This window comes from Luxibacter massiliensis, from assembly GCF_900604355.1.
In the GTDB taxonomy this organism is placed as follows: Bacteria; Bacillota; Clostridia; order Lachnospirales; family Lachnospiraceae; genus Luxibacter; species Luxibacter massiliensis.
The window spans coordinates 3,137,846-3,162,813 of record NZ_UWOE01000001.1; the positions used below are offsets into that span (position 1 = coordinate 3,137,846).

At 40.7% G+C, this 24,968-nt stretch carries 25 protein-coding genes; 6 read left to right on the forward strand and 19 right to left on the reverse strand.

The annotated features are described in order from the left end of the window. Positions 1-25 precede the first annotated feature (25 nt). The 4 genes from EFA47_RS14420 to EFA47_RS14435 form a co-directional block, all read right to left on the reverse strand. A complete protein-coding gene (locus EFA47_RS14420; protein ID WP_122643921.1) occupies positions 26-853 on the reverse strand; it encodes a PTS system mannose/fructose/sorbose family transporter subunit IID in 828 nt (275 codons plus the stop codon). Between the two features lie 4 nt (positions 854-857). Next, positions 858-1,619, reverse strand: coding sequence for a PTS sugar transporter subunit IIC (locus tag EFA47_RS14425; protein ID WP_122643922.1), 762 nt, complete (start codon positions 1,617-1,619; stop codon positions 858-860). A gap of 18 nt (positions 1,620-1,637) precedes the next feature. After that, complete coding sequence (locus tag EFA47_RS14430) at positions 1,638-2,129, reverse strand: PTS system mannose/fructose/N-acetylgalactosamine-transporter subunit IIB (RefSeq protein WP_122643923.1); 492 nt, start codon at positions 2,127-2,129, stop codon at positions 1,638-1,640. Positions 2,130-2,227: 98 nt separating this feature from the next. Continuing rightward, positions 2,228-3,754: a helix-turn-helix domain-containing protein gene (locus EFA47_RS14435; protein WP_164690015.1), complete on the reverse strand. Its 1,527-nt coding sequence runs from the start codon at positions 3,752-3,754 to the stop codon at positions 2,228-2,230. Between the two features lie 186 nt (positions 3,755-3,940). Between EFA47_RS14435 and EFA47_RS14440 the strand changes: the two genes are divergently transcribed. Genes EFA47_RS14440 through EFA47_RS14450 form a run of 3 tightly spaced genes read left to right on the forward strand, consistent with a single transcriptional unit; the run spans position 3,941 to position 6,833 of the window. After that, the gene (locus EFA47_RS14440) at positions 3,941-5,002 is read left to right on the forward strand and encodes an NAD(P)-dependent oxidoreductase (protein ID WP_122643925.1); all 1,062 of its coding nucleotides are present in this window, start codon (positions 3,941-3,943) and stop codon (positions 5,000-5,002) included. Between the two features lie 13 nt (positions 5,003-5,015). Then, positions 5,016-5,984 (forward strand): aldo/keto reductase, encoded by a 969-nt coding sequence (locus EFA47_RS14445; RefSeq protein WP_122643926.1) that lies wholly within the window; start codon positions 5,016-5,018, stop codon positions 5,982-5,984. 27 nt (positions 5,985-6,011) lie between these two features. Next, the gene (locus tag EFA47_RS14450; protein WP_122643927.1) at positions 6,012-6,833 is read left to right on the forward strand and encodes a class II fructose-bisphosphate aldolase; all 822 of its coding nucleotides are present in this window, start codon (positions 6,012-6,014) and stop codon (positions 6,831-6,833) included. Between the two features lie 59 nt (positions 6,834-6,892). Here the strand turns inward: EFA47_RS14450 and EFA47_RS14455 are convergent, their stop codons facing one another. Further along, a complete protein-coding gene (locus EFA47_RS14455; RefSeq protein ID WP_122643928.1) occupies positions 6,893-7,336 on the reverse strand; it encodes a PTS sugar transporter subunit IIA in 444 nt (147 codons plus the stop codon). 399 nt (positions 7,337-7,735) lie between these two features. Between EFA47_RS14455 and EFA47_RS14460 the strand changes: the two genes are divergently transcribed. Both EFA47_RS14460 and EFA47_RS14465 read left to right on the forward strand, forming a co-directional pair. Continuing rightward, positions 7,736-9,784 carry a sigma 54-interacting transcriptional regulator gene (locus EFA47_RS14460; protein WP_122643929.1) on the forward strand — a complete coding sequence of 683 codons (2,049 nt, stop codon included), beginning with the start codon at positions 7,736-7,738 and terminating at the stop codon, positions 9,782-9,784. A gap of 136 nt (positions 9,785-9,920) precedes the next feature. Continuing rightward, the gene (locus EFA47_RS14465; protein WP_122643930.1) at positions 9,921-10,400 is read left to right on the forward strand and encodes a PTS system mannose/fructose/N-acetylgalactosamine-transporter subunit IIB; all 480 of its coding nucleotides are present in this window, start codon (positions 9,921-9,923) and stop codon (positions 10,398-10,400) included. Between the two features lie 137 nt (positions 10,401-10,537). On the opposite strand, the gene EFA47_RS14470 is transcribed toward EFA47_RS14465, so the two are convergent. Beyond that, a complete protein-coding gene (locus EFA47_RS14470; protein ID WP_122643931.1) occupies positions 10,538-10,936 on the reverse strand; it encodes an SMI1/KNR4 family protein in 399 nt (132 codons plus the stop codon). An 810-nt stretch (positions 10,937-11,746) separates the two neighbouring features. Here EFA47_RS14470 and EFA47_RS14480 point away from each other — a divergent pair. Continuing rightward, entirely contained in the window at positions 11,747-12,127 is a 381-nt protein-coding gene (locus EFA47_RS14480) for a DUF11 domain-containing protein (RefSeq protein ID WP_122643933.1), read from the forward strand. A 214-nt stretch (positions 12,128-12,341) separates the two neighbouring features. On the opposite strand, the gene EFA47_RS14485 is transcribed toward EFA47_RS14480, so the two are convergent. The 13 genes from EFA47_RS14485 to EFA47_RS14545 all read right to left on the reverse strand — a co-directional run bounded on the left by EFA47_RS14485 (position 12,342) and on the right by EFA47_RS14545 (position 24,819). Beyond that, on the reverse strand, positions 12,342-12,917 hold the full coding sequence (locus tag EFA47_RS14485; protein ID WP_122643934.1) for an accessory gene regulator B family protein: 576 nt from the start codon (positions 12,915-12,917) through the stop codon (positions 12,342-12,344). 2 nt (positions 12,918-12,919) lie between these two features. Continuing rightward, a complete protein-coding gene (locus EFA47_RS14490; protein WP_122643935.1) occupies positions 12,920-13,066 on the reverse strand; it encodes a cyclic lactone autoinducer peptide in 147 nt (48 codons plus the stop codon). Positions 13,067-13,205: 139 nt separating this feature from the next. Then, positions 13,206-13,598, reverse strand: coding sequence for a hypothetical protein (locus tag EFA47_RS14495; protein WP_122643936.1), 393 nt, complete (start codon positions 13,596-13,598; stop codon positions 13,206-13,208). Positions 13,599-13,700: 102 nt separating this feature from the next. Beyond that, complete coding sequence (locus EFA47_RS14500) at positions 13,701-14,912, reverse strand: sensor histidine kinase (protein WP_235853272.1); 1,212 nt, start codon at positions 14,910-14,912, stop codon at positions 13,701-13,703. Between the two features lie 94 nt (positions 14,913-15,006). After that, positions 15,007-15,735, reverse strand: a complete 729-nt coding sequence (locus tag EFA47_RS14505) for a LytR/AlgR family response regulator transcription factor (protein ID WP_122643938.1) — start codon at positions 15,733-15,735, stop codon at positions 15,007-15,009. Beyond that, entirely contained in the window at positions 15,729-16,115 is a 387-nt protein-coding gene (locus EFA47_RS14510; RefSeq protein ID WP_122643939.1) for a helix-turn-helix domain-containing protein, read from the reverse strand. The genes EFA47_RS14505 and EFA47_RS14510 overlap by 7 nt, the downstream gene beginning before the upstream one ends. 132 nt (positions 16,116-16,247) lie before the next feature. Then, a complete protein-coding gene (locus tag EFA47_RS14515) occupies positions 16,248-16,919 on the reverse strand; it encodes a DUF6973 domain-containing protein (protein WP_164690016.1) in 672 nt (223 codons plus the stop codon). A gap of 222 nt (positions 16,920-17,141) precedes the next feature. Then, positions 17,142-18,953, reverse strand: coding sequence for an ABC transporter permease (locus EFA47_RS14520; protein WP_122643941.1), 1,812 nt, complete (start codon positions 18,951-18,953; stop codon positions 17,142-17,144). Beyond that, positions 18,950-19,633, reverse strand: coding sequence for an ABC transporter ATP-binding protein (locus EFA47_RS14525; RefSeq protein ID WP_122643942.1), 684 nt, complete (start codon positions 19,631-19,633; stop codon positions 18,950-18,952). Before EFA47_RS14525 ends, EFA47_RS14520 begins: the two co-directional genes overlap by 4 nt. A gap of 73 nt (positions 19,634-19,706) precedes the next feature. Further along, positions 19,707-20,744, reverse strand: coding sequence for a sensor histidine kinase (locus EFA47_RS14530; protein ID WP_122643943.1), 1,038 nt, complete (start codon positions 20,742-20,744; stop codon positions 19,707-19,709). Beyond that, on the reverse strand, positions 20,744-21,436 hold the full coding sequence (locus EFA47_RS14535; protein ID WP_122643944.1) for a response regulator transcription factor: 693 nt from the start codon (positions 21,434-21,436) through the stop codon (positions 20,744-20,746). Before EFA47_RS14535 ends, EFA47_RS14530 begins: the two co-directional genes overlap by 1 nt. 379 nt (positions 21,437-21,815) lie before the next feature. Further along, complete coding sequence (locus EFA47_RS14540) at positions 21,816-23,477, reverse strand: S8 family serine peptidase (protein ID WP_122643945.1); 1,662 nt, start codon at positions 23,475-23,477, stop codon at positions 21,816-21,818. Between the two features lie 19 nt (positions 23,478-23,496). Next, on the reverse strand, positions 23,497-24,819 hold the full coding sequence (locus EFA47_RS14545) for a lachnocin radical SAM maturase (protein ID WP_122643946.1): 1,323 nt from the start codon (positions 24,817-24,819) through the stop codon (positions 23,497-23,499). Positions 24,820-24,968: the final 149 nt, after the last annotated feature.

The window sequence follows — 24,968 nt, forward strand, 5'->3', positions numbered from 1 at the left end:
AAAGAATCCATGTACACAGCTTCCCCTACACAATGATATGAAGTACTGTAAACAGCACACTGGCAACCGCCGTGCCGAAAATGATCTTATTAATACGTATCTTTTTACGTATCAAAAGAAAATAGAGGAAAATTACTGCCAGCACTAGGATGCCGGGCAGCGCCAGATCGAGGATATTCTGGATGGAAACCCCGCCAAATACCAGTCCGGTGCGGATACTTACATAGGCTGCGGCGACTCCGCCCATAATAAACATGTTCATTGTACTTGCCGCATGGGCAATCCCTTGCAGTTTTCCATTCTTAAGCAGATTTAACACAAATGCACTGCCCTCCCGGTATCCCCTGTTTACATTGAGAAACGCAGTGGCAAAAGGAGAAATATTAATGGCAATCAACATCAGGACAGAACCTGCCACATTGCCGGACAGGCACAGCAATATAGTGACAGCAATGCCGAACTGCCGTATCGTAGAGCCGTGGATTGTGTCTCCCATGCCGGACATTGGCCCCATAATGCCATTTTTTGTGGCAAAAATCATATCCCCATTTACATTCTCTCCATTCGCTTTCTTCTCTTCCATCCCCACAATTATGGCAAACAGTACCCCGGAAAAACTCTGTTCACACAGATAGTAATTCCTCGTACGCTGCAGCCCTTCCCGTATCTGAGCCTCCTCATCCGGGCATCCTTTATAAAGATAACGTAAAATGGGAACAATGGCGGCGGTAAATGCATTTCCATACCCTCTGTCAAATGTCTGGCAGGTCATATGCAGGAACATAAACCAAAACCAGCAGCGCCACAGCATTGTCTTTGGAACCTTACGGTATGTATTCTCTTTCCTCTCCATGGATTTACACCCCTTTCTTTTTTAACAGGTCATTATCCGTCCAGGCGACGGAAAGGTATGCAAGAAAACCTCCAAATGCTGCGATTCCCAAGATTGGCAAATCTGCAAACATCATCACCAAAAAACCGGCGAGGAAAAACGGAATCTGGGCATTCCTCCCATATGTGGTGATAAAGAGGGCAAATCCCATGGCAGGCAGGAGAAGTCCGGTATTACTTAATCCAGTAATCAGCCACTGGGGGGCAGAACCCAGAAACCAGTTCACACCGAAAGTCGCCGCATAAATGCACACAATCACAAAGGGACAGGATAACAACATTCTGGTCAGCATAGGATAGAGTCCGCTGCAGCGGGCAATCTCGCCATAGTTTAAGGTTTCCACTGCTTTATCAATGCGCGGCCCCCAGACATTTGTATTTATTTTTTTCCATGGATTATCCAGCACGACCCCGCCAAGGGCACTGAAAAACATGGCCAGCGCAAGAGCCAAAGTTGCCGGCATATCAGTGGCAACTGCCACAGGAACGATAATAGATGTGGCAAGAAACTGGTCGAATGGCCTTGTCCCGCCGTATCCAACTGTACCAAGGTATGTAACCTGGATCATGGCGCCAATCATAACCCCTGTCCCCGGCTCTCCCATGATAAGTCCGATGATTAACCCTGCAATGGATCCAAAAGTAGAGACTCCCATCAGAAGAATAAATGGCTGCGAGGAGAAAAATCCATAGTAGAGCGCAACCAGCAGTACTTGAAGAACAGTCATAGAAAACACCTCTTTCCTTTAAAGTTTAGTAATTTTGAGCGCTTCATCAAGGGAAACTTTCGGTATGTCTGTAGTTGCCTGAAAATATACTTCAACGCCATCTGCCGACAGTTTCTTTAGCTCTCCTGCCTCATCCCCGGTAATATAACAGGAATTATTTACCCGGATATTATTTCCGTTTCCCGGGATGTTTGCCAGAGCCAACTCTGCATATTTCATTCCCATCTGATATGACTTCACCGCATCCCCTATATTGCCCCACAAAAGCAGAAGGGCAGGCTCACTGTTAAACGCCCCTTCCCGCCACTTATCTGCCGCATCCTGGATGGAGAGGACGTCAACCCCAAAGTCCACAGCCATCAGTTTATACAGCTCGCTCATCAGAGGATCCGCTGCACAGGCATCACTGATCAGCAAAATTTTTGTAATTCCCAATTCCCGTACCAGGCGGGCGCTGACCTGGCCATGAATGTACCGATTATCCACCCGAGCTAATTTAATATTGTTCATAATTTTTCTCTCCTTCTCGTTTTTGATATGTGTATTATATAGTTTCACTGTTTCTTTTTCATGTTTTTCGCAGATTCTCCAACACTGTCACCAGGTTGTCAATTCGTTGAGTTCTCTGGCAGCAGCTTCGCAGAATCATTGATGGATGTAAACACACAGTTGGCAAAAAGCTGGTTCGTGCAGACAGCCGCATAGCAGGAAGGCCCACTGTTGTACCCAATGAGGTACGCTCCATATGCCGCTTCAAAATCAATGGGGTAAATGGGATCTCCCTCGATACGGTACAGATAAAAATTATCATGCTGCTCCATATATGTAAGTGTACTATTCAAATGGCGCTGATACTGATCCCTCCTATAATACAGCGTCCTTCCGAAAAGAACTTCAGAACGTGCCAGGGGGCGTTTTCTCTTTCCAGTATCGAAATAATAGTATTCCATGGTGCCCTGCCTTACATAAGTCTCAAGCCAGTCCTGGTACCTTCGGTGTACGGCCAGCAGAAGTTCTATTTCCCTCTCCTCCCCGCCTGCGTCACAAATCATCTCCTCCAGCACTTCTGCGGGCATTGTCCCCAGTGGGAGGGACATACTGTGGGAAATAAACTCCCGGGAGCATCCTGCAAACATATCTGTCTCTACAAAGTTTAAAAGTGCCTCGTATTGAAAATCCATGGCAGCAAATTCAGTTCCCACTCTGGCACAAGTCCTGTCAGGCGGGTGGACTTTATCCAGCAAGGTGTGGAGAAGCGGTATACTTCCGGAAAGCAGCAGTTCCATGTCATCTACAACCTGGGTTGTATTTTTTATGTCTGTTATCATGGATACATACCGGTGTGAGGATGCTTTTACCGACCATCCCACCACAGCCCCTACTTCTGGGACAGCGAATAGGATGTTATTAAACTGACGGCGGTTATTTTCCCTGTTTGCCAATCCGTATAATCCATATAGTTCAGTCCCCGGTATAGATTGGAACCAAGACCATAGCTTGACATAATCGTCCATCTTCTTTGAATCGTTGGATACATGGAAAATCAGCCGTGCCTTCATCCCCACATTTCCCGCCTGCCTTAAAAGGCTGCAGAAGCAGGAAAAGAAATTTTCATCCCTGACCAGCCATTCCAGGTTATCATTTCCAAAGAAGTATAGGGTAAACCCGCTCTTAGCCTGGAGCGCAAGATTTAATAAATTTTTTACACAATAGCGGTATCCGTCCGCCCCGTTATACAAGTTCATTGGCTCTGGCCTGATAACATCCTCCGCCGTGCCTCCTCCCCAATCCAGTTTCATCGGCTCTTCTGCCTCTTTATCCGGAGACAGCCACTTTGCCAGGATATATTTCATCATTTTCCCATCATTCTGAAAGTATGAATTACTGTAGTTCAGCTGCAGAAGCTGGCATAGCAGAAGCCTGTCGTTTGTGTCACTGCACAGACTGTAAACCGCCTCGGAAATTTGTTCCACCGTCTTTTTTCCAGGTTCCCTCTTGCCTGTTCTCCACCGTGACACCAAAGAACGGTCAATATACAGACAGTTGGCTATCTCCGTATTTTTTAGTCCTGTCACAGACATTAGATAATTAAATCGTGAATGAAACATCAATAGAACCACCTCTCTTTTTCTCATGAAGTACATCCAAAGGGCGCCCCTTAGATATAATTTGGATTTTCCTGACATCAAGATGACAAACCGGTGACAGGAATGTTGAATGCCAGTAAAATATTGTTTTCTTTTCTAAAAAAAGATATTGTAAAAACGAACCAAAAACTTACAAAACCAAAAACAAAACATCATTAGGAAGGAGTCACCAAAATGCTTAAAATGTTATGGACAGCAGATTACAGTCCTGTCTGGGAATCACGCTTTAAGGAAGTCGTGGATGTAAAGCGCGCCGGCTTCAACCTGGATGGGCAAACTAACGGTTATCTGTCTGAAGATGAACTTATCGAGCAGCTTGAAGGGTGTGATATCTTTTTCGTAGCATATGACAAAGTTACCCGGAAAGTCCTCAAAAACAGTCCGGACTTAAAGCTCATCCTTTCCGTCCGCGATGGCCCGGAGGAGAATATTGACCTTGCTGCCTGCAAAGAATATGGAGTACCGGTCTTAAATAGCGCAGGGCGCTGTACTGTCTCCGTCGCCGAATTTACTTTTAACCTGATTATGAATATGGCACGCCCTGTCATCGAACTGACCGGACGGATGCGCAATGAAGGCTGGAACAACGAAAACCGGCAGGCACTGCGTGATATTGCCGTGGCGCGCTCCACCGAACTATACGGCAAAACCCTTGGTATTGTGGGCATGGGACGAAACGGGCGCCGACTCGCGCAATATGCGCAGGCATTCGACATGCAGGTCATCGGATACGATCCGTTCCTCCCCAAAGATGCATTGGCAGACCAGGGAATCAGCCTGGTGGAACTCGATGAACTGGTATCCTCTAGCGACTATATCAGCGTCCTGGCCAGGGTCACTCCTGAGAACCACAACCTCATTGACTATGAGCAATTTGCTCTTATGAAGCCTAACGCTGGATTGATTAATACGGCCCGCGCCGCCCTTGTCAACACTAAGGCCTTAAAAGAGGCCCTGACGACAGGAAAAATCCGTATGGCAGCGGTGGATGTCTTTGATTCTGAATCCCTCCCTCTGGAAGATTCCTACTATCAGATACCGCCAGAAAAACTCATACTCACTAACCATACAGCAGGTTTCAGCCGCGAACGGGAGACACACCAGTATACTATCGGTATGCAGAACCTGACTAATTTCTTAAAGGGTTTTGGCATTACAAACAATTGTACCCGCGGCATAGAGGACACAGATGCCTTCCAAAAACGGGGAGCCAAAATCTACGGCATAAGCAAATAACAGGAGGAACAATATGAAGTATAATTTTATTCCAAAAACCAATTTATTAGTCTCCGAACTCAGCCTTGGCGCAATGACTTTTGGCGGACAGACAGATGAAGCAGATAGTATGTCAATCATGGACTATGCTTTCGAGCATGGTATCAATGTGCTCGATACTGCCAATGCGTATAACCAGGGCAAAAGCGAAGAAATTGCCGGCAAGTGGGTTAAAAACCACCGTGAAAAAGTTATCCTTGCCACAAAAGTCGGAAACGAGGTAGTACCCGGCGATGGCAGCGGCGGACTTGGGAGACGGACTATCCGTATGCAGTTCGACGCCAGCAGGAAGAGATTAGATACAGACTACATTGATATCTATTACCTGCATCAGCCAGACTACCATACTTGCCTGGAAGAGACACTGGACACCATGAATGAGCTTGTACATAAAGGATTGGTACATTACATCGGCGTAAGCAACTATGCCGCATGGCAGATAGCAGATATTCTTGCCATCTGTGAGAAGTACGATTATGTACGCCCTATTATGACGCAGAATGTCTACAACCTGATTACCCGGGGGATTGAAGCAGAGCTTCTTCCGTTTTTAAAAACCCACCAGGTCGGCATGACCGCCTATAACCCGCTGGCTGCCGGTATGCTGGCAGGAAAACATAAGCCAGGAAAACCCGCAGAGGGAACCAGGTTCGCGCTTCAGTCCGCTTACTATGACCGCTACTGGTCGGACGAAAACTTCACAGCCATTGAAAAGCTGAAAGAGATTGCAGAAAACCTGCATATCACCCCACTGCAGCTTGCCATGAAATGGGTATCCCAGCAGCCATCTGTAACTACAACACTCACAGGTGTCAGCCGGCTGACACAGTTGGAGCAAAACATTGCTTCTGTAGAAATTGACCCGTTTGATGAGGAAACTTTAGATGCCTGTGAAGCAGTATGGAAATCTTTAGCCGGCACCCGTTTTGCGTATAACCGATAACCCCAAAACCCGAAAAGGAGAAAAATTATGTTAGTAACTATGGGAGAGCTTCTCCAAAAAGCCAAAAAAGGCCACTATGCAGTTTGTGCCCCAAGCAATGCAGATGAAATCTCACTGCGCGCCTCCATCGATGCCGCCAAAGAAGCGCAGGCACCGGTCATTATTAACCTGAACTATACTATACATCCAGATATTAAATTCTTCGCACGCATGGTGCGGGATATTGCTAATGAAACATCGATCCCCATCGCATTAAACCAGGATCATGGGGCCAAATACGAGCACGCTATCCGGGCCATCCAGGCAGGATTTACCTCTGTCATGGTGGATCGTTCCACGCTGCCCTTTGAAGAAAACATTGCACAGGTCAGCGAGATCGTAAAAGTGGCCCACGCATGTGGTGTTACCGTGGAAGCAGAGCTAGGCCATGTGGGGTATGCCGCAAAGGATGATATGGATGAGCGCTCTTTAACTGACCCGGATCAGGCAAAGGAATACTGCGAACGCACGAAAGTGGACTGCCTGGCTGTCTCTATCGGAACTGTCCACGGAACTTACAAAGGCACTCCTCATATCGATTTCGACCTGCTGAAAAAACTAAATGACATTGTGGAGGTTCCCCTAGTACTCCACGGCGGTTCCGGGACTGGAGAAGATAAGCTGGCACGCGCCTGCCACGAAGGTATCTGTAAAATTAATATTGGCACGGACGTTATGCAAAAAGGCCGTGATGCAGTCTTAGAAACTGAGGTTTCCGCCCCTCACTTTACACTTCACAGCTTCTATGAGGGTTATAAGAAAGAACTCATCCGCTATATGAAAATGTTTGGTTCTGCCGGACAGGCTTAAAACTCATTTGGACGGGTGCAGTAACTGCGCCCGTCAATAAGCACTTTAAATCAGAGGCTTTATTCTCCCTGCGCCTGTGCCATTTCATAGAAACGGGTAAGCTCAGGCGTAAAGTTCTTCACAGAATTTTTCGCCACCTTTTCAATATGTCCTGCCAGTGCTGCGCCGTCCAACTCTGTGTCCCGTGCGTCCAGTACCTCCAAGAGCATATTGACATTGACTCCTGCCACCGCGCACAGAGGACGGGTTCTGCCAATTTTCATCACAGTATTAAACGGTGTGCCCCCCAGTATATCTACAAAGATAAAGACATCTCCGTCATACCGGCCGAGCACTTTTTCCATCTCTTCCTGATATTCCTCCTGGCTTACGCCTGGAAGCAGTGGAAGTGCCTCAACATCCTTTACCTCTCCATAGAGCAGGCTGACCGTCTTAATGAGTTCCTTACAGAATGTTCCATGTGTCGCCACCAGTATGGTTGGTATTTTTTTAAAATTAGTCATGTCTCCTCCTTTGATTTTAGGCTTTTTTACCTTTAGATTTTCTGATACCAAACCAGAATATATGCATTTTGTTCGTTTTAATGTTATTATTGGAACTCTTTTTTGTCAATTTTTACCCGAAAGTAACACAGAATAGCATATGTGCCGTATTTTTTTACTTTTTGCCTTGAGTTGTATTTCAATATAAATCGCGTATATCTGCCTGATTCACAGCATCGGCGGTACTATCAGACAGCGGCGGCCCATTGCTGCCATAACCCTTTATGCCGGATTGTGTTACTGTATCCATCTGTGTGTGACACTTATCCCATGTCCTACTTATAAAAAAGGGGGCAGCTGTGTTATGAAAACAATTTATTTCAAATACAAATAGAAAAAATTTTTTATGGAGGGAATTGTATGGGGACAAATGAAACCAAAAGCAGACGGGAACGTATTTCAGATCTGCTTTATGAACACACACGGAAATGTATTGAGAACCAGGAAATAAACTGCGGAATGCAGACAACCGGAATCGCAGAGAAGCTGGGACTCAACCGCGCCAATGTATCCAGGGAATTAAATACACTTTACCGGGATGGAAGTGTCATCAAGATACTTGGAAAACCTACTCTGTATCTCCACCGTGCTGCAATCATGAACTTGTATCCAGACAGTTTCTTTCCCATGACTATCCCAAAGGATAAATCAATCTATGATTATATACAGACTCCAGATAAGGCAGAAACGCCCAAGACCGCACAGCCACAGGTTGAAGTGGACGAGGTACAGGTTGGCCTGGACGGAAGCCTCCGCAAAGCATTTCTTCAGGCTACTGCCGCTGTCAGGTATCCGCCCCACGGACTCCATATCCTCATCACCGGAAACCCGGGAAGCGGGAAACTCAGTTTTGCAAAAGCTATCCATAAATATGCAGTAGAGAACGGGATCCGCTCGCAGGAAGCCCCCTTCTTAGTATGTGACTGCCGTAAATATCAGTCCTCCCCAAACACTTTGCTGCTGCAGCTTTTCGGAGAGGGAAAAAAAACTTCCTCCTCATCCGTAAGAAGCCACAGGGGACTTATTGAGCGGGCCTTTGGAGGTATTTTATGCCTTGACGGTGCTGATACTTTAGAGGGGACTGTCCGCCAGCAGCTGATTTCCCTGATGGAAACACATACCTATTCCCGTGTATATGAAGCAGGGAATAACCGGGTCAGCAACACCCTCCTGATTCTCCTTTCTTCATCACCGCCCGATGCCCCGGTTCTGGGACCGATTATGTACAGTATTCCTTTCCATATATCCATTCCAGATTTAGGAAGCCGGGGATTAAAAGAATTGCTGGAATATATCTCTGTATTTTTCCAGGAAGAATCGGCAAGGATCGGCACGTCTTTCCGGGTGGATAAAGAAACGCTATGCTGCCTGCTGAGCGCATCTTATCCCGGAAATGTCAGCGAGCTAAAGAGCATGATAAAGAGAACCTGCGCCCTCTCCTACCAGGACTATATAACTGCAAGCCTTAAGGCATCTGCAATTGACGTAACTGTTTCCCACTTGGCATCGAATTTACTCTGCCATATAGCAGACAATCCAGAGAATACTGACCGCATTCAAGCCTTTCTGTCTGGTTTTGAGGAGAATGCCCTCATCTTCTCCCCTGGATCCAGCCCTTTCTCTGGCATTTCCATGGAGATGCCGCCGTCAGACATCCGGGCGGAGGCCCCCCATATGCCACACATCCCGGTCATTGCCCTTTTTCACGGCAATGGAAGGGCGGAGGCAACAGCAGATTACATCAATTCTGTCTGCGCACAAGATGTCCTCACAGGGATCAGCTATACAAGCAGCACCACTTTGGAAGAGATATCCCAAAAGGCTGCAGAAATCGCCAAGGAAAAGGACAATGGCAATGGTGTCCTGATCGTCACAGATATGGAACCGCTCAGCGGACTGTACAGGGAGATTGGTGAATTGTCTGGAGTAGAGACGGACACATTCTCGAACCTCAGCCTTGTTTCTCTGCTCTCCCTATGCCGGGCCGCCATGCACACGGATCTTTCTGTGCATGGACTGGTCAACAATACTCTCCAGAACGGAATACATGCTAAAGAGGACTCTTATATTGACCGTATTATTAAGGAAGTGATTGCGCCGTCCCTGACTTTCCTGAATCCTACGAAAGCGGCAACTGTTCTCATGGATATACTAAATAAAATCCTAAATGACCTGTCAATCCCCTACAGCGATGAGCTTGCTGTCCGGTTTGTCGTACACTGTTCCTATATGCTGGAAAGACTGATACGGGGTACTTCCCTGAAATACGAACGGCTGAAAAGTTTTACCAACGAACACAATAAAACCCTTTCCCTTGTAGAGAACCAAATGCAGTATCTCTGTGATTCTTTTGGCGTCACAATACCCGCAAGTGAACTGGCGTATATAACAGAAATCTTCATTGGATAAGCGCCAGATACTATTGACGGGAAGGAAAAGATTTCAGTATAATAAAAATTGCAACCAGAAGGGTACCGCAAAACAGGTCCCTAAATGATTGCGGCAATTATATAACTTTCTAATCTGATAATAGGAGGGGTTTTCGATGGATATTGTACTGAACCGATTAGATGAAAGGCTCATTCATGGACAGCTTCTTGCCTCCTGGGTTAAAAAATGCAAAGCCCAGGAAATCATAGTGGTGGATAATACTCTTGAAAAGGATATTTTTATGAAATCTGTATTGGCGATGACCTTGCCTCCACACCAGAAGATTTCTGTGAGGATTCTGTCCGTAGAAAAAGCAGCAGAGCTTCTGATGTCGCAGAATACAGCCGGGCAAAAGACTATTGTCCTCTTCCGTGACGCCAACATGGTCTCTGAGCTTTTGGATAAAGGATACCGATTCAGTTCCCTGAACATTGGATGTATGTCCGCAGGGGCGGGAAGAAAGAAGCTGACCGATTCTGTTTTTGCTTCACGGAAAGAGATTGACCTGTTCCAAAAAATGATAGATATGGGCACAGACGTCTATATCCAGATGGTCTTTTCCGAAACACGCATACATCTATCGGATCTGCTTTAAAACTTGGGATGTCCAATGGGGCATCCCATTATTCCTGCATATGCCATTCCACGATAACAGTCCCGAAGAGAATACTTTTGAGTTCAGGGACATTTAACTACGTCTCTCCTGCAATGAATTGGTTTTATAAAAATAATTTAGAACTTTGAGTTTTCAACATACTCGCACAGACTATTGTATTTAAGTTCAGGGTTCCCATTGGGAGTAATCATGTAAATCTTACCTGATTCATCTTGTAAAGCAAGCATCCCATCAATGGCAATATTTTCAATCACATACATATTGGAAGGAATCTTTGCGTTTAAACTACGTTCTTTATTTGTTACGCATACAACACTTAATCTTTCATGGCGCGTTACTCCTGTCAGTTCAATGCCCCGGGCAGAAATCACCCCATATTTTTCAACATACCGAACATAGTCTGAAGCAAATTTGACATTTAAAGCTGCTTCTGCAGACTTTATTTCTTCAGTGGAAGCCGGTTTAATAAACCGCATACCCTCTAGATTGCTGATAATTTGAATTATATCCTTCATTTCATTTTTCTCCTATAACTTAGATGTTTTCAGCCCTGCTTTCGTTCTTTTGCAAATCAAGTTTGTATCTAATAGATGGAACTGCAAAAGGAGACAGAACTAGGAGCGCTTATATTTTGAGGTCTGTCAGCCATCCGTGTGCTGCCAGTAATATAGTCGTGAGTAATTTCTTTATAAATATCTTCTTTTTTATCATTATAGAACTCAATATCAAATCCCTTTGCAGGTGCAACATATTCAATAAATTCCCTAGAAAAGGCAGTAATAAATGCCGTCTTACCAACGGAACGCCCCCAACAATAGGGATGCAAATGGGACGGCTTTCTCTTTCAGCAAGTTTGTGCCCACAATTAGGGCATTCTGCTTCAAGGTCTTTACGGCCGTTAAAAAATGCGGTAGGGAGCTTTTCCCCGCAATTACAAGTTCTTTTTAAAATACCGTATACACCGGGCGTGAGGTTCGTATGTTTCGTACCGCACTTTGGGCAAAAGAGCATATTCTACTTATCGGCCGGCATACCTTTGCTAATTAATATGCCCGGCCTGATTCCTTCAATTAAAATTGTGTCTGATTCTATTTTCCCACATATATTATAAGTAAAGAATCATTTATCTCCATACTTTCCCAGAATAAATCCAGGCATCATACAAATCTATTCTATTATTCGGATACATTTTACCGCCTGCAGGAAAAGGAGAAGATTCTTAATATAAAAATAGAACCTGGGGCCGTCTCAGCAGTTGTCCCAGCCATTTAGCAGATATTGACAGACTTGTTTTGAGACATTATATAAATATAGGAGGAATTATAATGGCTATTATCAATAAATTAGAAAATATTTCCAGCATTACGTATGGAGGGAATACCATAAACAGCAACCCAGTGGACACGCTCCTGCTGCTCGCACCTACCATTGTTAAAGCTGTCGATAAACTGACAGCCTCTATAGGAGATACCTTGACGTATACTATAACAATTACGAATGTAGGACTCAGTGTCGTAAACAACCTGCCTTTTACTGATGTGCTTCCGGCAGGCACTGTTTTTATAAATAATTCTTTTACTGTAAATGGGGCCGCAGTCACGCCTACATTGACAGCAAATACGCTGACTTATACCATTCCCACAATTCCAGCATTGGGAACGTCCATTTTACAGTTTCAAGTTGAGATTGAGGGCGGGGATGCGTAACAGGCACTGCTGCTGCGCAAAGTGCAGGAGATGCATACAAAACCGTAAAATTGTAAATCAGGCGCATATCTGCTGGAACTGTAAACGCCTGTGCAGTAATTGCTGCGTGACTTATCTGCAATAGAATAGGCTATATAAGTAATTGCAGGTTTTTTAATCTTCAGACATAAAAAGTGGAACTAGCAGACCAGGCTATATCTGCTATTTCCACTTTTTATCTCTTTTTATTTTTATATTTTATAATACCTATAGATTGGGATGCGACAATGACTATCAGTGTCATTGCACAGAGCGACACCATCTTTCCTGCTCCCGAAAGTGTGTACCCCCATGAAAGTAACAAGGTTCCTACTAACAACTTTCCTGTCATTTTCCTGCAATGTTTTTTATCTTCTTTATCAAGCTCCTTGTTTATGCTTTCCACTGGAGACAACCGCCAAATCAAGAGTGAACCAAGTACTAATGCTGCCCAGGCACTGTGCAAGGACAAAACATATTTATTACTTATTATTAATACTGCTGTCTGTACAGCAACAGAGCAGATAAAGCAAGCCCCGAAACTATTTAAATGTAATCCGCCTGCATAAGTACGGATTAGCATAAAGATTCCGGTGAACACAAAAAATTCCGGAATCATATGCAGATACAGTGCAATTCCCAGACAAACAAGAAAGCAGCTTAACATTTCAAGGATGATTTGGAATCCATACTGGTATACTGCATATAGCTCTGAGGAAACAGCACCGGTCCTAACAATGTATTTTGTCAGCTTTTCCGATAACCATTCCATAATCAATGCTTCATCTTCTTCAGCTCTTCTGGCATTTTAGGCTGGTGATAAATATAAGCACATGCGCTGTCCGCAGACATTTTACCAATTTTCAAAGATATGTTTGCCAAAAGTTTAGCCGACTGTTTCTTTACATTTTTTGAATTCATATATTAAACCTCCTCCTTTCTTTTGTTTTTTTACCATAACACAAAACCCGATGCTTAAATTTGGTCATGTAAAAAATCCGAGCGCTCATGTAACTTTTTCTATAATATTTACAAAAAAATAGCGATTCATTAGTAACCGCTACTCTCTTTTATGAACATATTTTTCCAGATACCAGGCCCATAACACGATTTGTTCTATTTTTTCCCTGTATTCCTGAGTTTTATCAATATTCTCTATATAATCATCGGCGCCCACATTGAGTAAAGAAAAGATATCCTGTAGTGTTCCCCCTTCTATTATGGCAAGAATAGGCACCTTATGCCCCAAATTTCCTTTCACTTTTACAATCGGCTCAAATGTACCTTTTTTTATTTTCTCTTCATCAAAATGCATAATTACAACATCCGCAGGAGGAAAGCTGTTTTTCCACAAGTCTGCATAATTACATCTTTCAAGGTTAAACTGCCCATCTATAATACTATTTGTCACTCTGTATATGTTTTCGCTGTCACTGAATAATAAAATTCTCAATACTGCACACCGCCATGTTTTTGTGCCTAATCTATGTTTCTCAACGTTTATTTTATCATATCTCTCCTAATCTACTGAAAACTATGTAATAAAACCGGAAGATTATGTAATAATTTCTGCCCCGTACATTACTACTCTTATAAGAAATCGGCTGGGAACAGAATCGTCCACTGTAACGGCGCCTTGATACTTATCCACAACCCGGCACACAGACCGCAGGCCAATACCATGATTTTCTGTATCCTCTTTTGTAGATTTTAGTTTTCCATCTTTTGTTTTAATAAGGGGATCCTTATAATTATTCTCAACAAATATTAACAGATTACTCTTATCATATTTTACGCTTACCCTGATGTACTTTTCTTCCTCTACTTTCCTGGCCGCCTCCACCGCATTTTCCAGCAGATTCCCTAAAATCAGGCTTATATCTGCCCCCTTAAAAGGCATCTGCATGGGAATACAAAGATCCACCCGAAATTCTATCCCTTCATTTTGCGCCGCCATATGCCAATATCCAAGCAAAGAATCTATGACAATGTTTCCACTGTTCGTAACTGAAGATATATTCAGTTTACCATCCTCGGCCACATCATTGACAAACCGGATAATTTTATCGCATTCCCCTCTCTCAGCATAAGCAAGAATGGCCACATAATTATTTCTCATATTGTGGCGGATATCTCTCATGCGCAACGTAGAAATCTCCATTTCGCTCTGATGTCTCTCACATAACTCTAGCTGCTGCGCATAAACCGAATTGATCCGTCTAAGCTGCAAATCGTCCGCAAGTTTCATATAAATATAAAACACCAAAATATTCATACACAATAAAATAATAACCGTTACAGCAGATTGAATATTCCCTTCGCCATAATTTCCATTGACTTTATACCCTAACATAAAAATATTATTCATAATGTAAATACTTCCGATAGAAATAAAAATCAACAAAATACTATATTTGGCTGGCAGTTCTCTAATCCTTTCATTTGTAAATACCCTCTTTAAAGAGATTAGTACTATAAAAAATAAAAGTTTTGACAAAAATGCTCCCAGAGGCTGTAAATCAGCTAATTCTCCAAAATAAATCCTCAAGACATATCCGCTCAATGTTTCCATTAGCATCCACATTGCGTCAAACGAGATAGCAAAGAAGCATTTCTCCCAAAACTCACCCTCAAATATATTTGTTGCTGCAAATAAGGTGACTCCTATTGTGGCACATATATTTAAAGCAGCCGGCAATCTATAGATAATCTCTGCAATATTTAACTCCCATCCCATAAACACTACAAATCCTGTTATCGCCATCATACTTTTTCTTCTCTGAAAAAACACATCAAAATAAAAGAAAAAAATATATACTGTAAAAAAAGCCAGCAGAATGTTTATTCCGAACAGTATGCCGCTATTCTCCCACATAGAATGTATCCTCCATCGAACAATACTTTTGACTGATCATTTTCCGCCTATCCTCACTAATAGAAATTCTTTTTTCATTATCCATCACAATGAAATCATAGGCCTGGCCTGCAATATGTTTATAATTTACCAAAAAGGATTGATGTACACGTAAAAATTGTGATTTACTCTCTCTGAGGCTCTCTTCAATCTCATTTAGCTTCTTGTATGTAAAATAAATATCTTTTTCTGTCACAATCTGCACTTTTCGCCTATCACTCTTAAAATACAAAATATCTTTTATTGAAACCTTGAAATTGACCCGCTGATAGCTGAACCGAAAATAAAAATCCTCCCTGTACACATCTTCGTACGCAGCCTTAAAGCATAGTTCAAAACTTTGCTCATCTACTGGCTTTACAAGAAATTGAAAAGGGCGGACTGAAAAAGAATCTTTCATATAGTTTTCATGGCTTGATACATATATAATACGAGTATTTTTATCATAATCTCTAATTCTTCTTGCTGCAGAAATTCCATCCTCCCTCTCCATCTCTATATCAAGATAAATAATATCAAAATATTCCCCACCCTGCACTGCGTCCGCTAACTCCGCCCCATCCAAGTATACCTCAAGATTGACATCCACAAAATTTTTCTTTGCTATTTGCTGTAATAGTGTTTCCATTCTTCCAGTGGTTGGAATATCATCATCACAAATTGCAATACTCAGCATTTCTTATCACTCTCTTCTATAGCTTTGTTATCTTTTTTTCGTTTTTCACATGTTTTCTTGACTGTCTGCAAAATGGACCATACCAATTCCTGATCGTATTTATCCAAGCCTTTGTATATTTCCACAAGGTCATAATAAGCATCCAGCGTTTTGTTTACTCTTGTCTGTCCTTCTAAGTCCCTTTTCACTTCTGAAATACCCAATAAGTAATCTGTTGTCACATTAAAATATTGTGCTATTTTTTTCAGCACATCTACCTTAATACACATAACATCTCTCTCATATTTACTGAGTATCTGTTGTGTTATCCCTAAATCTGAAGCTAAAATCTCCTGTATTAGTCCTCTATTTTCACGAAGTTTTTTAATTCGGCTCTCCATAATTGACTACCCCTTAAATATAGTATAGATATATGCTACCCTAAACTCATTGCCGTGATACAAATAATATAAGTAATCAATTACGCTATTCCTTGAAAGCAAAAGCAGCAGTGCCCACGCACTGCCCGCTTTCTACTCATGTAGCCATATAAATTGTGTCTCCGGGGAATAAATTTCTTGGTAAATAAGATTGCCCATTTCGTCTTCTGAAATATCCCCATATTGCTCCCCAATATCCCTTCCGACCACATTGTTATGCAGATCCATATCTCTGTGGGCAGTTTTCGGATATCCATCTGCTTCATTTCCAGTAACATCTTTATCCTCATGTGCAGTTGCAAACAACTCTGCTTTTTCTTTACCGATGAGAACTGTCATCTCTGCATTCCATATACCATGGCGGAAAGCATCGCTCCTATCGCCTAAGCCATTAAATCCAAACTTAAGCTCTGTCTGCCGTGTAGCAATATTTTTCGCTGTATTAACTTTAAGGGCATCAAAAGGATACTGGATACATAACCTCTTCTCGGAATCAGTAAGAGCATTCCAAATATCAAATATCCCTTTTTCTGAGAAGTCCGCCTGGGATTGCCGCTGATTCATTATCCTCAAAATATCCTCATCTGAATATTCTGGATACATTTCTTTTATATTCTGTATTTCAAGAATCAATTGCTCGAACTTACTTTGTTCTGCGCCAATCAGATCACTATTAAAATGAATACGGCCACTCGCAGACGCTAATGCGGGAAACGCTAATGCCAATAGTACTATCAAGCCAACTTGTTTTAACACTTTTCTCATAAAAATCTCCATTCCGCCGCCTTTCAGCCGGCGGCACAAATATTACTGTTTTTATATTTTAGCAGATTTAAAAGAGACTTTTGCTTATATGTAATTATTACGGCTCCGGCCGTAATTTTATCTTATGGATACAGAAACAATAATTCCCTCTCCGGCCTAAATCACTTCCCCATTCATCCGTATTATACAGAATGTTATATAGCGCCAGTCCTTTTAAGCTTCTTACATTTCGTTAATGGTTTCTGTTACTGAAATATCACGAATACGCTTCGCTGGTTTATAACTGGCAGCCAATACAGCAGCCAGCACAAATAATAATATCCCTAAGAGGGGCATAATAGGTACGCTCCAAACGGCGTAGCTAAAATGAGGCGAAATAAGAGTATTGTACAGCCATTTGCTAACTGCAAGGCCTATTATGCAGCCTATAATGCAGCCTATTGAAGCATATGTAAATGCTTCAGCAACTATCATTTTAGTGACCTGATGTTCGTCCATGCCAACCGCTCTCATGGCTCCATATTGCTTTATTCTTGCAGACACGCTCATAGAAATACTGTTTACAATATTTAACACAGTCACTAAAATAATCACGGTTAAAAATCCGTATACACAGAAAACAAAAGCTGTATATATTCCTGTAGTCCGCTGGTCGCGTTTATCAATAAATGTATACTGGCCATTTATTTGATTACTTATATTTGTAATTTCCGTCTCCGTTATGTCGCCTGCCGTCTGTAACATAAGAAGAGAGTAGCCAGTTATACCTGTTAAGCGGATAAAAGTATCGCCAGAAGTAATAAGTGTAACTTTGCCATCTGTCAGGCCGTCGCTGCTGAACGGATCGTACTTTAACAGACCGGCTATTTCCAGTTCTTCATTATCTATCCATATTTTATCTCCAATTTCTAAAGAACTATTTTTATCCCAGGTAGCAAGTACATACTTACTGTTGCCAAATACTTTTGAAAGGTCACTTCCTTTTCTCAAAATATCATCTTTTAAAAGGCACTTTAATTCAAATTCATTAAAGGAGATCATGTCAATTGAACTGGAACGCATATTATCCTTTTCTATTACTGCGGGTATGTCTAAACAGCTCCTTCTGCCATAAGCACGTTTGACGCCCTTCATACTGCTGATTGTATCTAGCAGTTGATTATCTATCAAATCAGCAGCACTATTACTCGTAATGGAAATATCGGGAGTACTCGAAGATTGAGGTATAAGATAACCGATAAAATCTATTAAAACTAAAAAGCTCAGAAAAAGAATAATACTAAGTGCGAAGGACCCTGTCATTAGAATCAGATTTTTCTTTGCTGATACTGCGTGATGGACACCAAGAGCTGTTTCTATTTTTAAAATACGTGTACTGACTATATGGTTGTTCGCTTTAGAATCCTCTGCATTTCCAGAGACCGCTGTAACGGGAGAAACCTTTGCGGCGCGCCTTGCGGGAGAACCTGCTGCAAGCAGCACTGTAATAACACCTACAAGTATTCCGCTCATAATCCCAATCAGGCTAACCCCAAATAAAGGAATATCAGAAAATTCTTTACCAACAATAAAACGCAAGGCGGCACATAATCCCCATGTAAGTAAAATACCAAGTATAACACCGATTGGAACTGCCGTTTTGCACCAGCTAAGAGCTTCCAATCTTACAAAACGGATAATTTGTTCTTTACTCATCCCAATGCAGCGCATCATTCCAAAGAATTTTGTTCTTTGAGCTACATTCGTATTTATACTGCTGGAAATCATTAATATTCCCGCTATTAATATTAATACAAACAATATGGCTGCCGCTGAAAATAATGTCTGTACCATTGGATTGCCAGCCATTTCTTTAAATGTCAAGCTACTATGTTTTTCTAACAATCTTGCTTGTTCCATCTTAACGCCTATATCAGCCATGCTGAAAACAGCCGTCACTAAGAAAACAGCAAATATAATACATAAGAGCGTCATGCGGTTTTGCCGCTTGTGGACTCTTGCAGAAATTGGTATCAGGCTAAGATAACTTCTCATTCACGGCACCTCCCAAAATCAGTCACCACTCCGTCAGATACTTGTAATATACGGTCAGCAGTCTGGGCAATGTTCTGGCTATGAGTAATCATTACGATCGTCTGTTCATATTTCTTGGATGCCTCTTTTAACAGAGTAATGACTTCACTGCTGTTATGTGTATCCAGGTTGCCCGTAGGTTCATCCGCAAGAATAAGTGACGGGCGTGTAAATAATGCCCTCCCAATCGCTACACGCTGCTGCTGTCCGCCGGATAATTGATTCGGCAAATGGCCGCGCCGTTCTTTCAGATTAAGGACAGTCAGCAGTTCCTCTAAATACTCTTTGTCAGGTTTCTGATAATCAAGCAATACAGGGAAGATAATATTTTGTTCAACACTCAGTTCTGGAATAAGATTAAAGGCTTGAAAAACAAACCCGATATTCCTTCTGCGGAAAATTGTAACATTGCGGTCATTCATAGCGAAAACATCTTTTCCGCCTATCAGTACCTTGCCAGATGTAGGCGTATCAAGTGCGCCTATCATATTTAAAAGCGTACTTTTTCCAGAACCGGACTCTCCAATAACAGCTACATATTCTCCTTTGGGGACAGAAAAACTAATATTTTTCAGCGCATGGACAGCAGTATCTCCACTGCCGTAAGTTTTACAGATGCGATGGACTTCTAATAAATTCATTGCTAAAACACCTCTCTCTCTATTTAATACTTGAAATATAACAAACAATCCCTACATCAATCTTACAATTAGACTACAATTTTGTAGGAATTAAAAAATTCATTGTAAAAGAGGTTCCAAGTCCTAAAACACTGTCAACTTCTATTGTACCATTATGGGCTTCCACAATTGCTTTTGCCAATGGCAGGCCCAATCCTATACCTTGTGTATCTTTAGAAAACCGGCTTCGGTAAAACCGCTTAAAAATATGGTGTAAGTCCTCCGGGTCTATGCCACTGCCATTATCCTTTATAATAATTTGAACAATACAAGCGAAAACCCTCCACTCAACACGGATAACACCCCCTCTGTCCGTATGGTCAAGGGCATTTTTTACAATATTACTCAGCGCTTCCAATATCCAACAGCGGTCGCACAAAAATGTAACATCTCCATCGCCTGACAGGTAGATTTCTATTCCCTCCTGCCTGGCGCGAAACAAAAAGTGCTTTTTTATACTCTCTGCAATTTCAGATATACTCTCCAGGGACTTTTCCAATATAATGGTTCCCGCATCCAGCTTCGTAATTTTTAATAAATTTTGTACCAATGATTCTATACGGTCAAGTTCCTGTTCCGACAGCCGGCAAAACTCTTGAACAGCAGGATAGGCTTTTGCTTCATCCTGCATAATTCCGTTATAAATGTTAAGAGCCGCAAGTGGGGTTTTTAATTGATGTGAGATATCAGATATAGTATTTCTCAAGAATTTTTTCGCACTTTCCTCATTTTCCGCATGAGTATTTAGGATAGACACTAGGGTATTGACTTCATGGAACAGCCGGTACAGCTCGCCTTCATCATTACATTCGATTGATATTTCTTTGTTACCGTAAATATATTCTTTTATCTGTACTATAGCGCTTTGCATAACTCTATGCTGTTCTTTGAAATACCCATAACAAAGCAGTAATATAACGGCACTCATACATAAGGCAAAAATTATAATGTATAATGATGCATTTTTAGCGTTAAACTTCAAAAACAACGCTGAAATGATTGTAAAGATCAAAATAGAAAATACAATATTTCTAAAAAGCAGTTTTATATTTTGGTTTACAAATATCTTCATCACACATCACCCACCGTACTCCATTTATATCCCAATCCACGGACCGTAACAATACTCTTAGGATTCCCTGGATTATCTTCTATTTTTGTGCGGAGCCTACGTACATAAACAGTAAGAGAATTATTATCTATATAATTTTCTTCACAATCCCACAATCTACTTAAAATCTGTTCAGAAGAAAGTATCCTGTTGGGATTCTGCATGAAAAAACATAATAACTTATATTCACTTGCTGTCAAATCAAGTAACTTTCCATTTTTATATACTTCATTTTTTACTAATTGGACATGTATGCCGTTTGCATTCAATTCTGTCACTGAAGTGCTGAAATTTTCACTTCTCCGAAGCAGGGCATTGATCCTGGATAAAAATACTGCCAACTTGAATGGCTTTGTAATATAATCGTCACCTCCAATATCAAGTCCCATAATAATATCCGTTTCTTCATCTGCGGCAGTAAGAAACACAATGGGAACTTTTGATGTCTGCCGTATTTTGCTGCAAAAGTCGAAACCAGACCCATCAGGAAGCGATACATCCAAAATCGCTAAATCATATTTTCCATCCTTCCATAATGCCTTCGCTTCCACTGTCGTACGCGCAACTTCTATGTCATATCCTTGCCTTTTTACGGCAAAAGAAAGGCCGTTTATTAAGCTCAAATCATCTTCCAATAAAAAAAGTCTCTTCATTTCCTATTCCTGCTTTCCTTTCTCATCCTGCCCACAATTGAGTTTGTAAACCATATACAGCAAAATCCTTCTGCATCCTGCGTACTGCCTACTGCACAATCCAATTATATCTTTTACATACCTGCCTAATATAATTGTACTCAGGGAGCCAGATAATAGCAAGGATTATAAAAGACAGGGATTCATTCATCATACCCCAAGGGCATGTGTTGAGGGCGCCCTTAGGGCGTACCTTATTGAACGGAACCCACCCATCCGGGGGAACGCTTTAAGGAACGCCCCCGGGGTGTAGTAAAATGGAAATGAGAAAAAGGCCAGAATATATACTTCTATTAGCATATACCTAGCCTGAAGCCTTTACTGAATAAATACAGATATATTAAGCCAATATATTAATAATATTATCATACAGCTTCCCATCTGCAACATCAGATAACGCCAAAACTGTTTCCTCTACGTTTTGTTTTAAATAGTCCAACGCAGCGCTATATTTCTTTTCATCAATGTAGTACGTCTGTAACCCATCCTTATAATCCATTGTAGCTGCATTGATATCATTATGTGATAAGACTAGAAATATTTTTTCAACACCATGTTTATATAAATATGCCATCTGCAATTTTAAAAATTTAACATCTATGGATGGGTTTATACACATCACTACAATGTCTATATTGGCTGCAGATAAATAAGCATCTACAAGTTTACCAAAATTATAAGTATTTAATGAATTAACCTGTCCGACAGCTCCGCCTATATTAATCAGCCATGCATCTATGTCCATACTAATTTCATACAGGCACATAAATCTATTTATTGAATATACAATATTGGGAAACTTTAATTCACCAGGAAAACTGAATACATTCATGTTATAAAGTAACCCTAATGGATTATTCGTAACCGTCCCAACCTCTAAGCCGTCCTCTTTTAACCTTTTTAAGAGCGAAAGCTGAATATCCCATTTATTCAGTCCGCTGCATAAGCCTGCCACAGCAATAACAGGCCTATCCAGTACCGATAGTTCTGAAGATTTGTATACCTCATATTTTTGCAAATGCTTATTTCCATCTATATTTAAGAAATTTCCGATGCAAATTACGTTATAGTCTTTATACTTTTTTTGAATTTCCTCTGGAACCTCTAAATCATTATATGATGTATTAATTATTAATATTAAATCAAAATTATCAATAAGTTTATTATCATTGAAACTATAAAACCCACACTTCTTATGATCGTAATATGCAATAACATTATTATTAAAGAATTTTTGATCGAATTTATTTAACATATCAGCTGGAAATACAACAATAGCCGCCCTGTTATTCTGTAAAACTTTTTGAAGATAATTTTCCCTTAATGCTACGCTTTTGTCTGTCTTGCCTGCGCTGCAAAGATTCAATTTATATTTATGGGAGAGAATTTTATATTTATCACTTAACGGATTATCTCCAAGTTCATTACAAAGATATCCAGAAAATCTGGCACATGCCAGGCTCGAAGAACTAAAATCAAATTGATTGTCACCTTCTATAATAATAAAATCTCTCATATTCATAGAGACCGTTGAATCATCTATTAGATGGATTCCCTCTGTTTGGCTTTGGTCTACTTTCACACATACAACATTGTTAAAATCTGCTGGAAATGAAATTGTATTTGTGTGGGATGCAGCTGATACTATTACAATATTATGATAAACAGCCTTTTCACACGCCTCATACAGTTCTTGCGAAAAACTCATGAGGCCTAAACTGATATTGATTATATCTGCCCTTTCCTCAATTGCTGTTTCTATCGCTCTAACAATATTTCCAACTTCTAGAGTTTCGCCTTCTTTTAAAATATTTAAGTCAATAACCTGAAGCTCCTTATTTCCAGAATTTGCAATTATTTCTTTAAAACAATCCGTTCCATGTTTATCCATTGGAGGGTAATATGCATTTATAAGTCCTTCTTTTGATAAGGAAAAGTGTTTGACTTCATAGGTATCACAAGCCTCTTTTATAATTCCTGTATCAATAATTGCTATTTTCATAATATTTCCCCCTTGCTGCTTAAATCAACGAGATATTCGATACATAATTAATTAACTCCCTATCGCCGCTCACTTGGTCCAAATAATATCCCAATTCGGTTTCTACATCTTTTTTTGCCTTTTCACAAAACTTATCATCTATATTTAAGATATCTTTAAAGCAGATTTTACAAAACTTAGCAGCCCAACAATTTCTACATTTTTTCAAAATTTTAAGTGTATGCCCTACAAGATGATTCACTTTATTTAAGTCTAAACCATTGTAAACGTCCCCAATTGTAAAGACCTCCTTGCTTTCATCAACTTTTTCACATACGACAATACTCCCATCAGATTTCACAAAATTTTTCCTTATTCCCGGAATGCAAAAGCCTCCCGGCAGAATTCTGTTACCGCCTGCTGATCCGCAGAATGAATTGTAATACTTTTTCATACCCTTTAACATATTTTTATAGGCAAAATCATATTTTTTAATATCCACCTTTTCTTTTCGAGCATATGTATCACTTTTATCTCTAACACGTAAAAAATATTCTGTAGGAAACAGATCAATCATATTTACATTTGACTTCCAGAGATGGTCAATTGCCTCGAATAGTTCTTGATTTGCCCCATTAAACATTACTACATTATATGTGACACTTTCCCGAAAATATTGGGGATCTTTGTTGTAAAGCATTGCAATATTTTTGAATACTCTCTCAAAGCTACTTTCTCCATTTGCGAACACTCTATATTTATTAAATTGTTCCGTGGGCCCGTCAAGACTAATTATAATTTTGATATCATTTTCAATCAAAAAATCTGCTACTTTCTCATCAAGTAAAACTGCATTTGTTGTTATATTATAATTAGGTTTTCTAAATGGGTACTTCTCTTTTATATAGGCTACACATTCTTTTATCAAATCCATCTTCAGTAAAGGTTCCCCTCCATAAAATCCCACATGGCAGATCTCACTCTCATGGGAATTTTCCATAAGGATATCAATTGCCTTAAATGCAACATCCTCGGACATTTCTTTTAATGGATAGCCGTCATCCGAATATTTGGGCATATAACCACAGTATTTACATCTTAGGTTACATTGTTCCGTAAGCGCTAATGTCATACTTTTTATTCTGCAACTATACATTTTTTTTAGTTCTTCTTCACTATAAGGGTAATCTATATTAAACTCACATGGTTTCGTAACATCCCGAAAACCACTATCAGCCAAAAAATCTATATATTTATTTTCATTATAAATATCATCTTCTGAGTCGAGTAAAGCAAAATTATTATCTAACGCATCGTAAATATATACTTTCCCATTTGTTTTAATAATTTTAGATAAATACATTATTTACTATTTCCTTTCTCTTTCGGTTATTGGTTATTTATAAAGCCTACTACAATAGATTCAATAAATGTTAGAGTATCTGGGTAATTTGTATGCTAGCTAGATATTATGTTATATTGTTTAAGCCAAAACTTACTTTTCCTTTTGAT

Excerpts from the sequence above, each read along its gene's own strand:
- EFA47_RS14420 (WP_122643921.1), bottom strand. The coding sequence starts at position 853 with ATGGAGAGGAAAGAGAATACATACCGTAAGGTTCCAAAGACAATGCTG.
- EFA47_RS14425 (WP_122643922.1), bottom strand. The coding sequence starts at position 1,619 with ATGACTGTTCTTCAAGTACTGCTGGTTGCGCTCTACTATGGATTTTTC.
- EFA47_RS14430 (WP_122643923.1), bottom strand. The coding sequence starts at position 2,129 with ATGAACAATATTAAATTAGCTCGGGTGGATAATCGGTACATTCATGGC.
- EFA47_RS14435 (WP_164690015.1), bottom strand. The coding sequence starts at position 3,754 with ATGAGAAAAAGAGAGGTGGTTCTATTGATGTTTCATTCACGATTTAAT.
- EFA47_RS14440 (WP_122643925.1), top strand. The coding sequence starts at position 3,941 with ATGCTTAAAATGTTATGGACAGCAGATTACAGTCCTGTCTGGGAATCA.
- EFA47_RS14445 (WP_122643926.1), top strand. The coding sequence starts at position 5,016 with ATGAAGTATAATTTTATTCCAAAAACCAATTTATTAGTCTCCGAACTC.
- EFA47_RS14450 (WP_122643927.1), top strand. The coding sequence starts at position 6,012 with ATGTTAGTAACTATGGGAGAGCTTCTCCAAAAAGCCAAAAAAGGCCAC.
- EFA47_RS14455 (WP_122643928.1), bottom strand. The coding sequence starts at position 7,336 with ATGACTAATTTTAAAAAAATACCAACCATACTGGTGGCGACACATGGA.
- EFA47_RS14460 (WP_122643929.1), top strand. The coding sequence starts at position 7,736 with ATGGGGACAAATGAAACCAAAAGCAGACGGGAACGTATTTCAGATCTG.
- EFA47_RS14465 (WP_122643930.1), top strand. The coding sequence starts at position 9,921 with ATGGATATTGTACTGAACCGATTAGATGAAAGGCTCATTCATGGACAG.
- EFA47_RS14470 (WP_122643931.1), bottom strand. The coding sequence starts at position 10,936 with ATGAAGGATATAATTCAAATTATCAGCAATCTAGAGGGTATGCGGTTT.
- EFA47_RS14480 (WP_122643933.1), top strand. The coding sequence starts at position 11,747 with ATGGCTATTATCAATAAATTAGAAAATATTTCCAGCATTACGTATGGA.
- EFA47_RS14485 (WP_122643934.1), bottom strand. The coding sequence starts at position 12,917 with ATGGAATGGTTATCGGAAAAGCTGACAAAATACATTGTTAGGACCGGT.
- EFA47_RS14490 (WP_122643935.1), bottom strand. The coding sequence starts at position 13,066 with ATGAATTCAAAAAATGTAAAGAAACAGTCGGCTAAACTTTTGGCAAAC.
- EFA47_RS14500 (WP_235853272.1), bottom strand. The coding sequence starts at position 14,912 with ATGATGGCGATAACAGGATTTGTAGTGTTTATGGGATGGGAGTTAAAT.
- EFA47_RS14505 (WP_122643938.1), bottom strand. The coding sequence starts at position 15,735 with ATGCTGAGTATTGCAATTTGTGATGATGATATTCCAACCACTGGAAGA.
- EFA47_RS14510 (WP_122643939.1), bottom strand. The coding sequence starts at position 16,115 with ATGGAGAGCCGAATTAAAAAACTTCGTGAAAATAGAGGACTAATACAG.
- EFA47_RS14515 (WP_164690016.1), bottom strand. The coding sequence starts at position 16,919 with ATGAGAAAAGTGTTAAAACAAGTTGGCTTGATAGTACTATTGGCATTA.
- EFA47_RS14520 (WP_122643941.1), bottom strand. The coding sequence starts at position 18,953 with ATGAGAAGTTATCTTAGCCTGATACCAATTTCTGCAAGAGTCCACAAG.
- EFA47_RS14525 (WP_122643942.1), bottom strand. The coding sequence starts at position 19,633 with ATGAATTTATTAGAAGTCCATCGCATCTGTAAAACTTACGGCAGTGGA.
- EFA47_RS14530 (WP_122643943.1), bottom strand. The coding sequence starts at position 20,744 with ATGAAGATATTTGTAAACCAAAATATAAAACTGCTTTTTAGAAATATT.
- EFA47_RS14535 (WP_122643944.1), bottom strand. The coding sequence starts at position 21,436 with ATGAAGAGACTTTTTTTATTGGAAGATGATTTGAGCTTAATAAACGGC.
- EFA47_RS14540 (WP_122643945.1), bottom strand. The coding sequence starts at position 23,477 with ATGAAAATAGCAATTATTGATACAGGAATTATAAAAGAGGCTTGTGAT.
- EFA47_RS14545 (WP_122643946.1), bottom strand. The coding sequence starts at position 24,819 with ATGTATTTATCTAAAATTATTAAAACAAATGGGAAAGTATATATTTAC.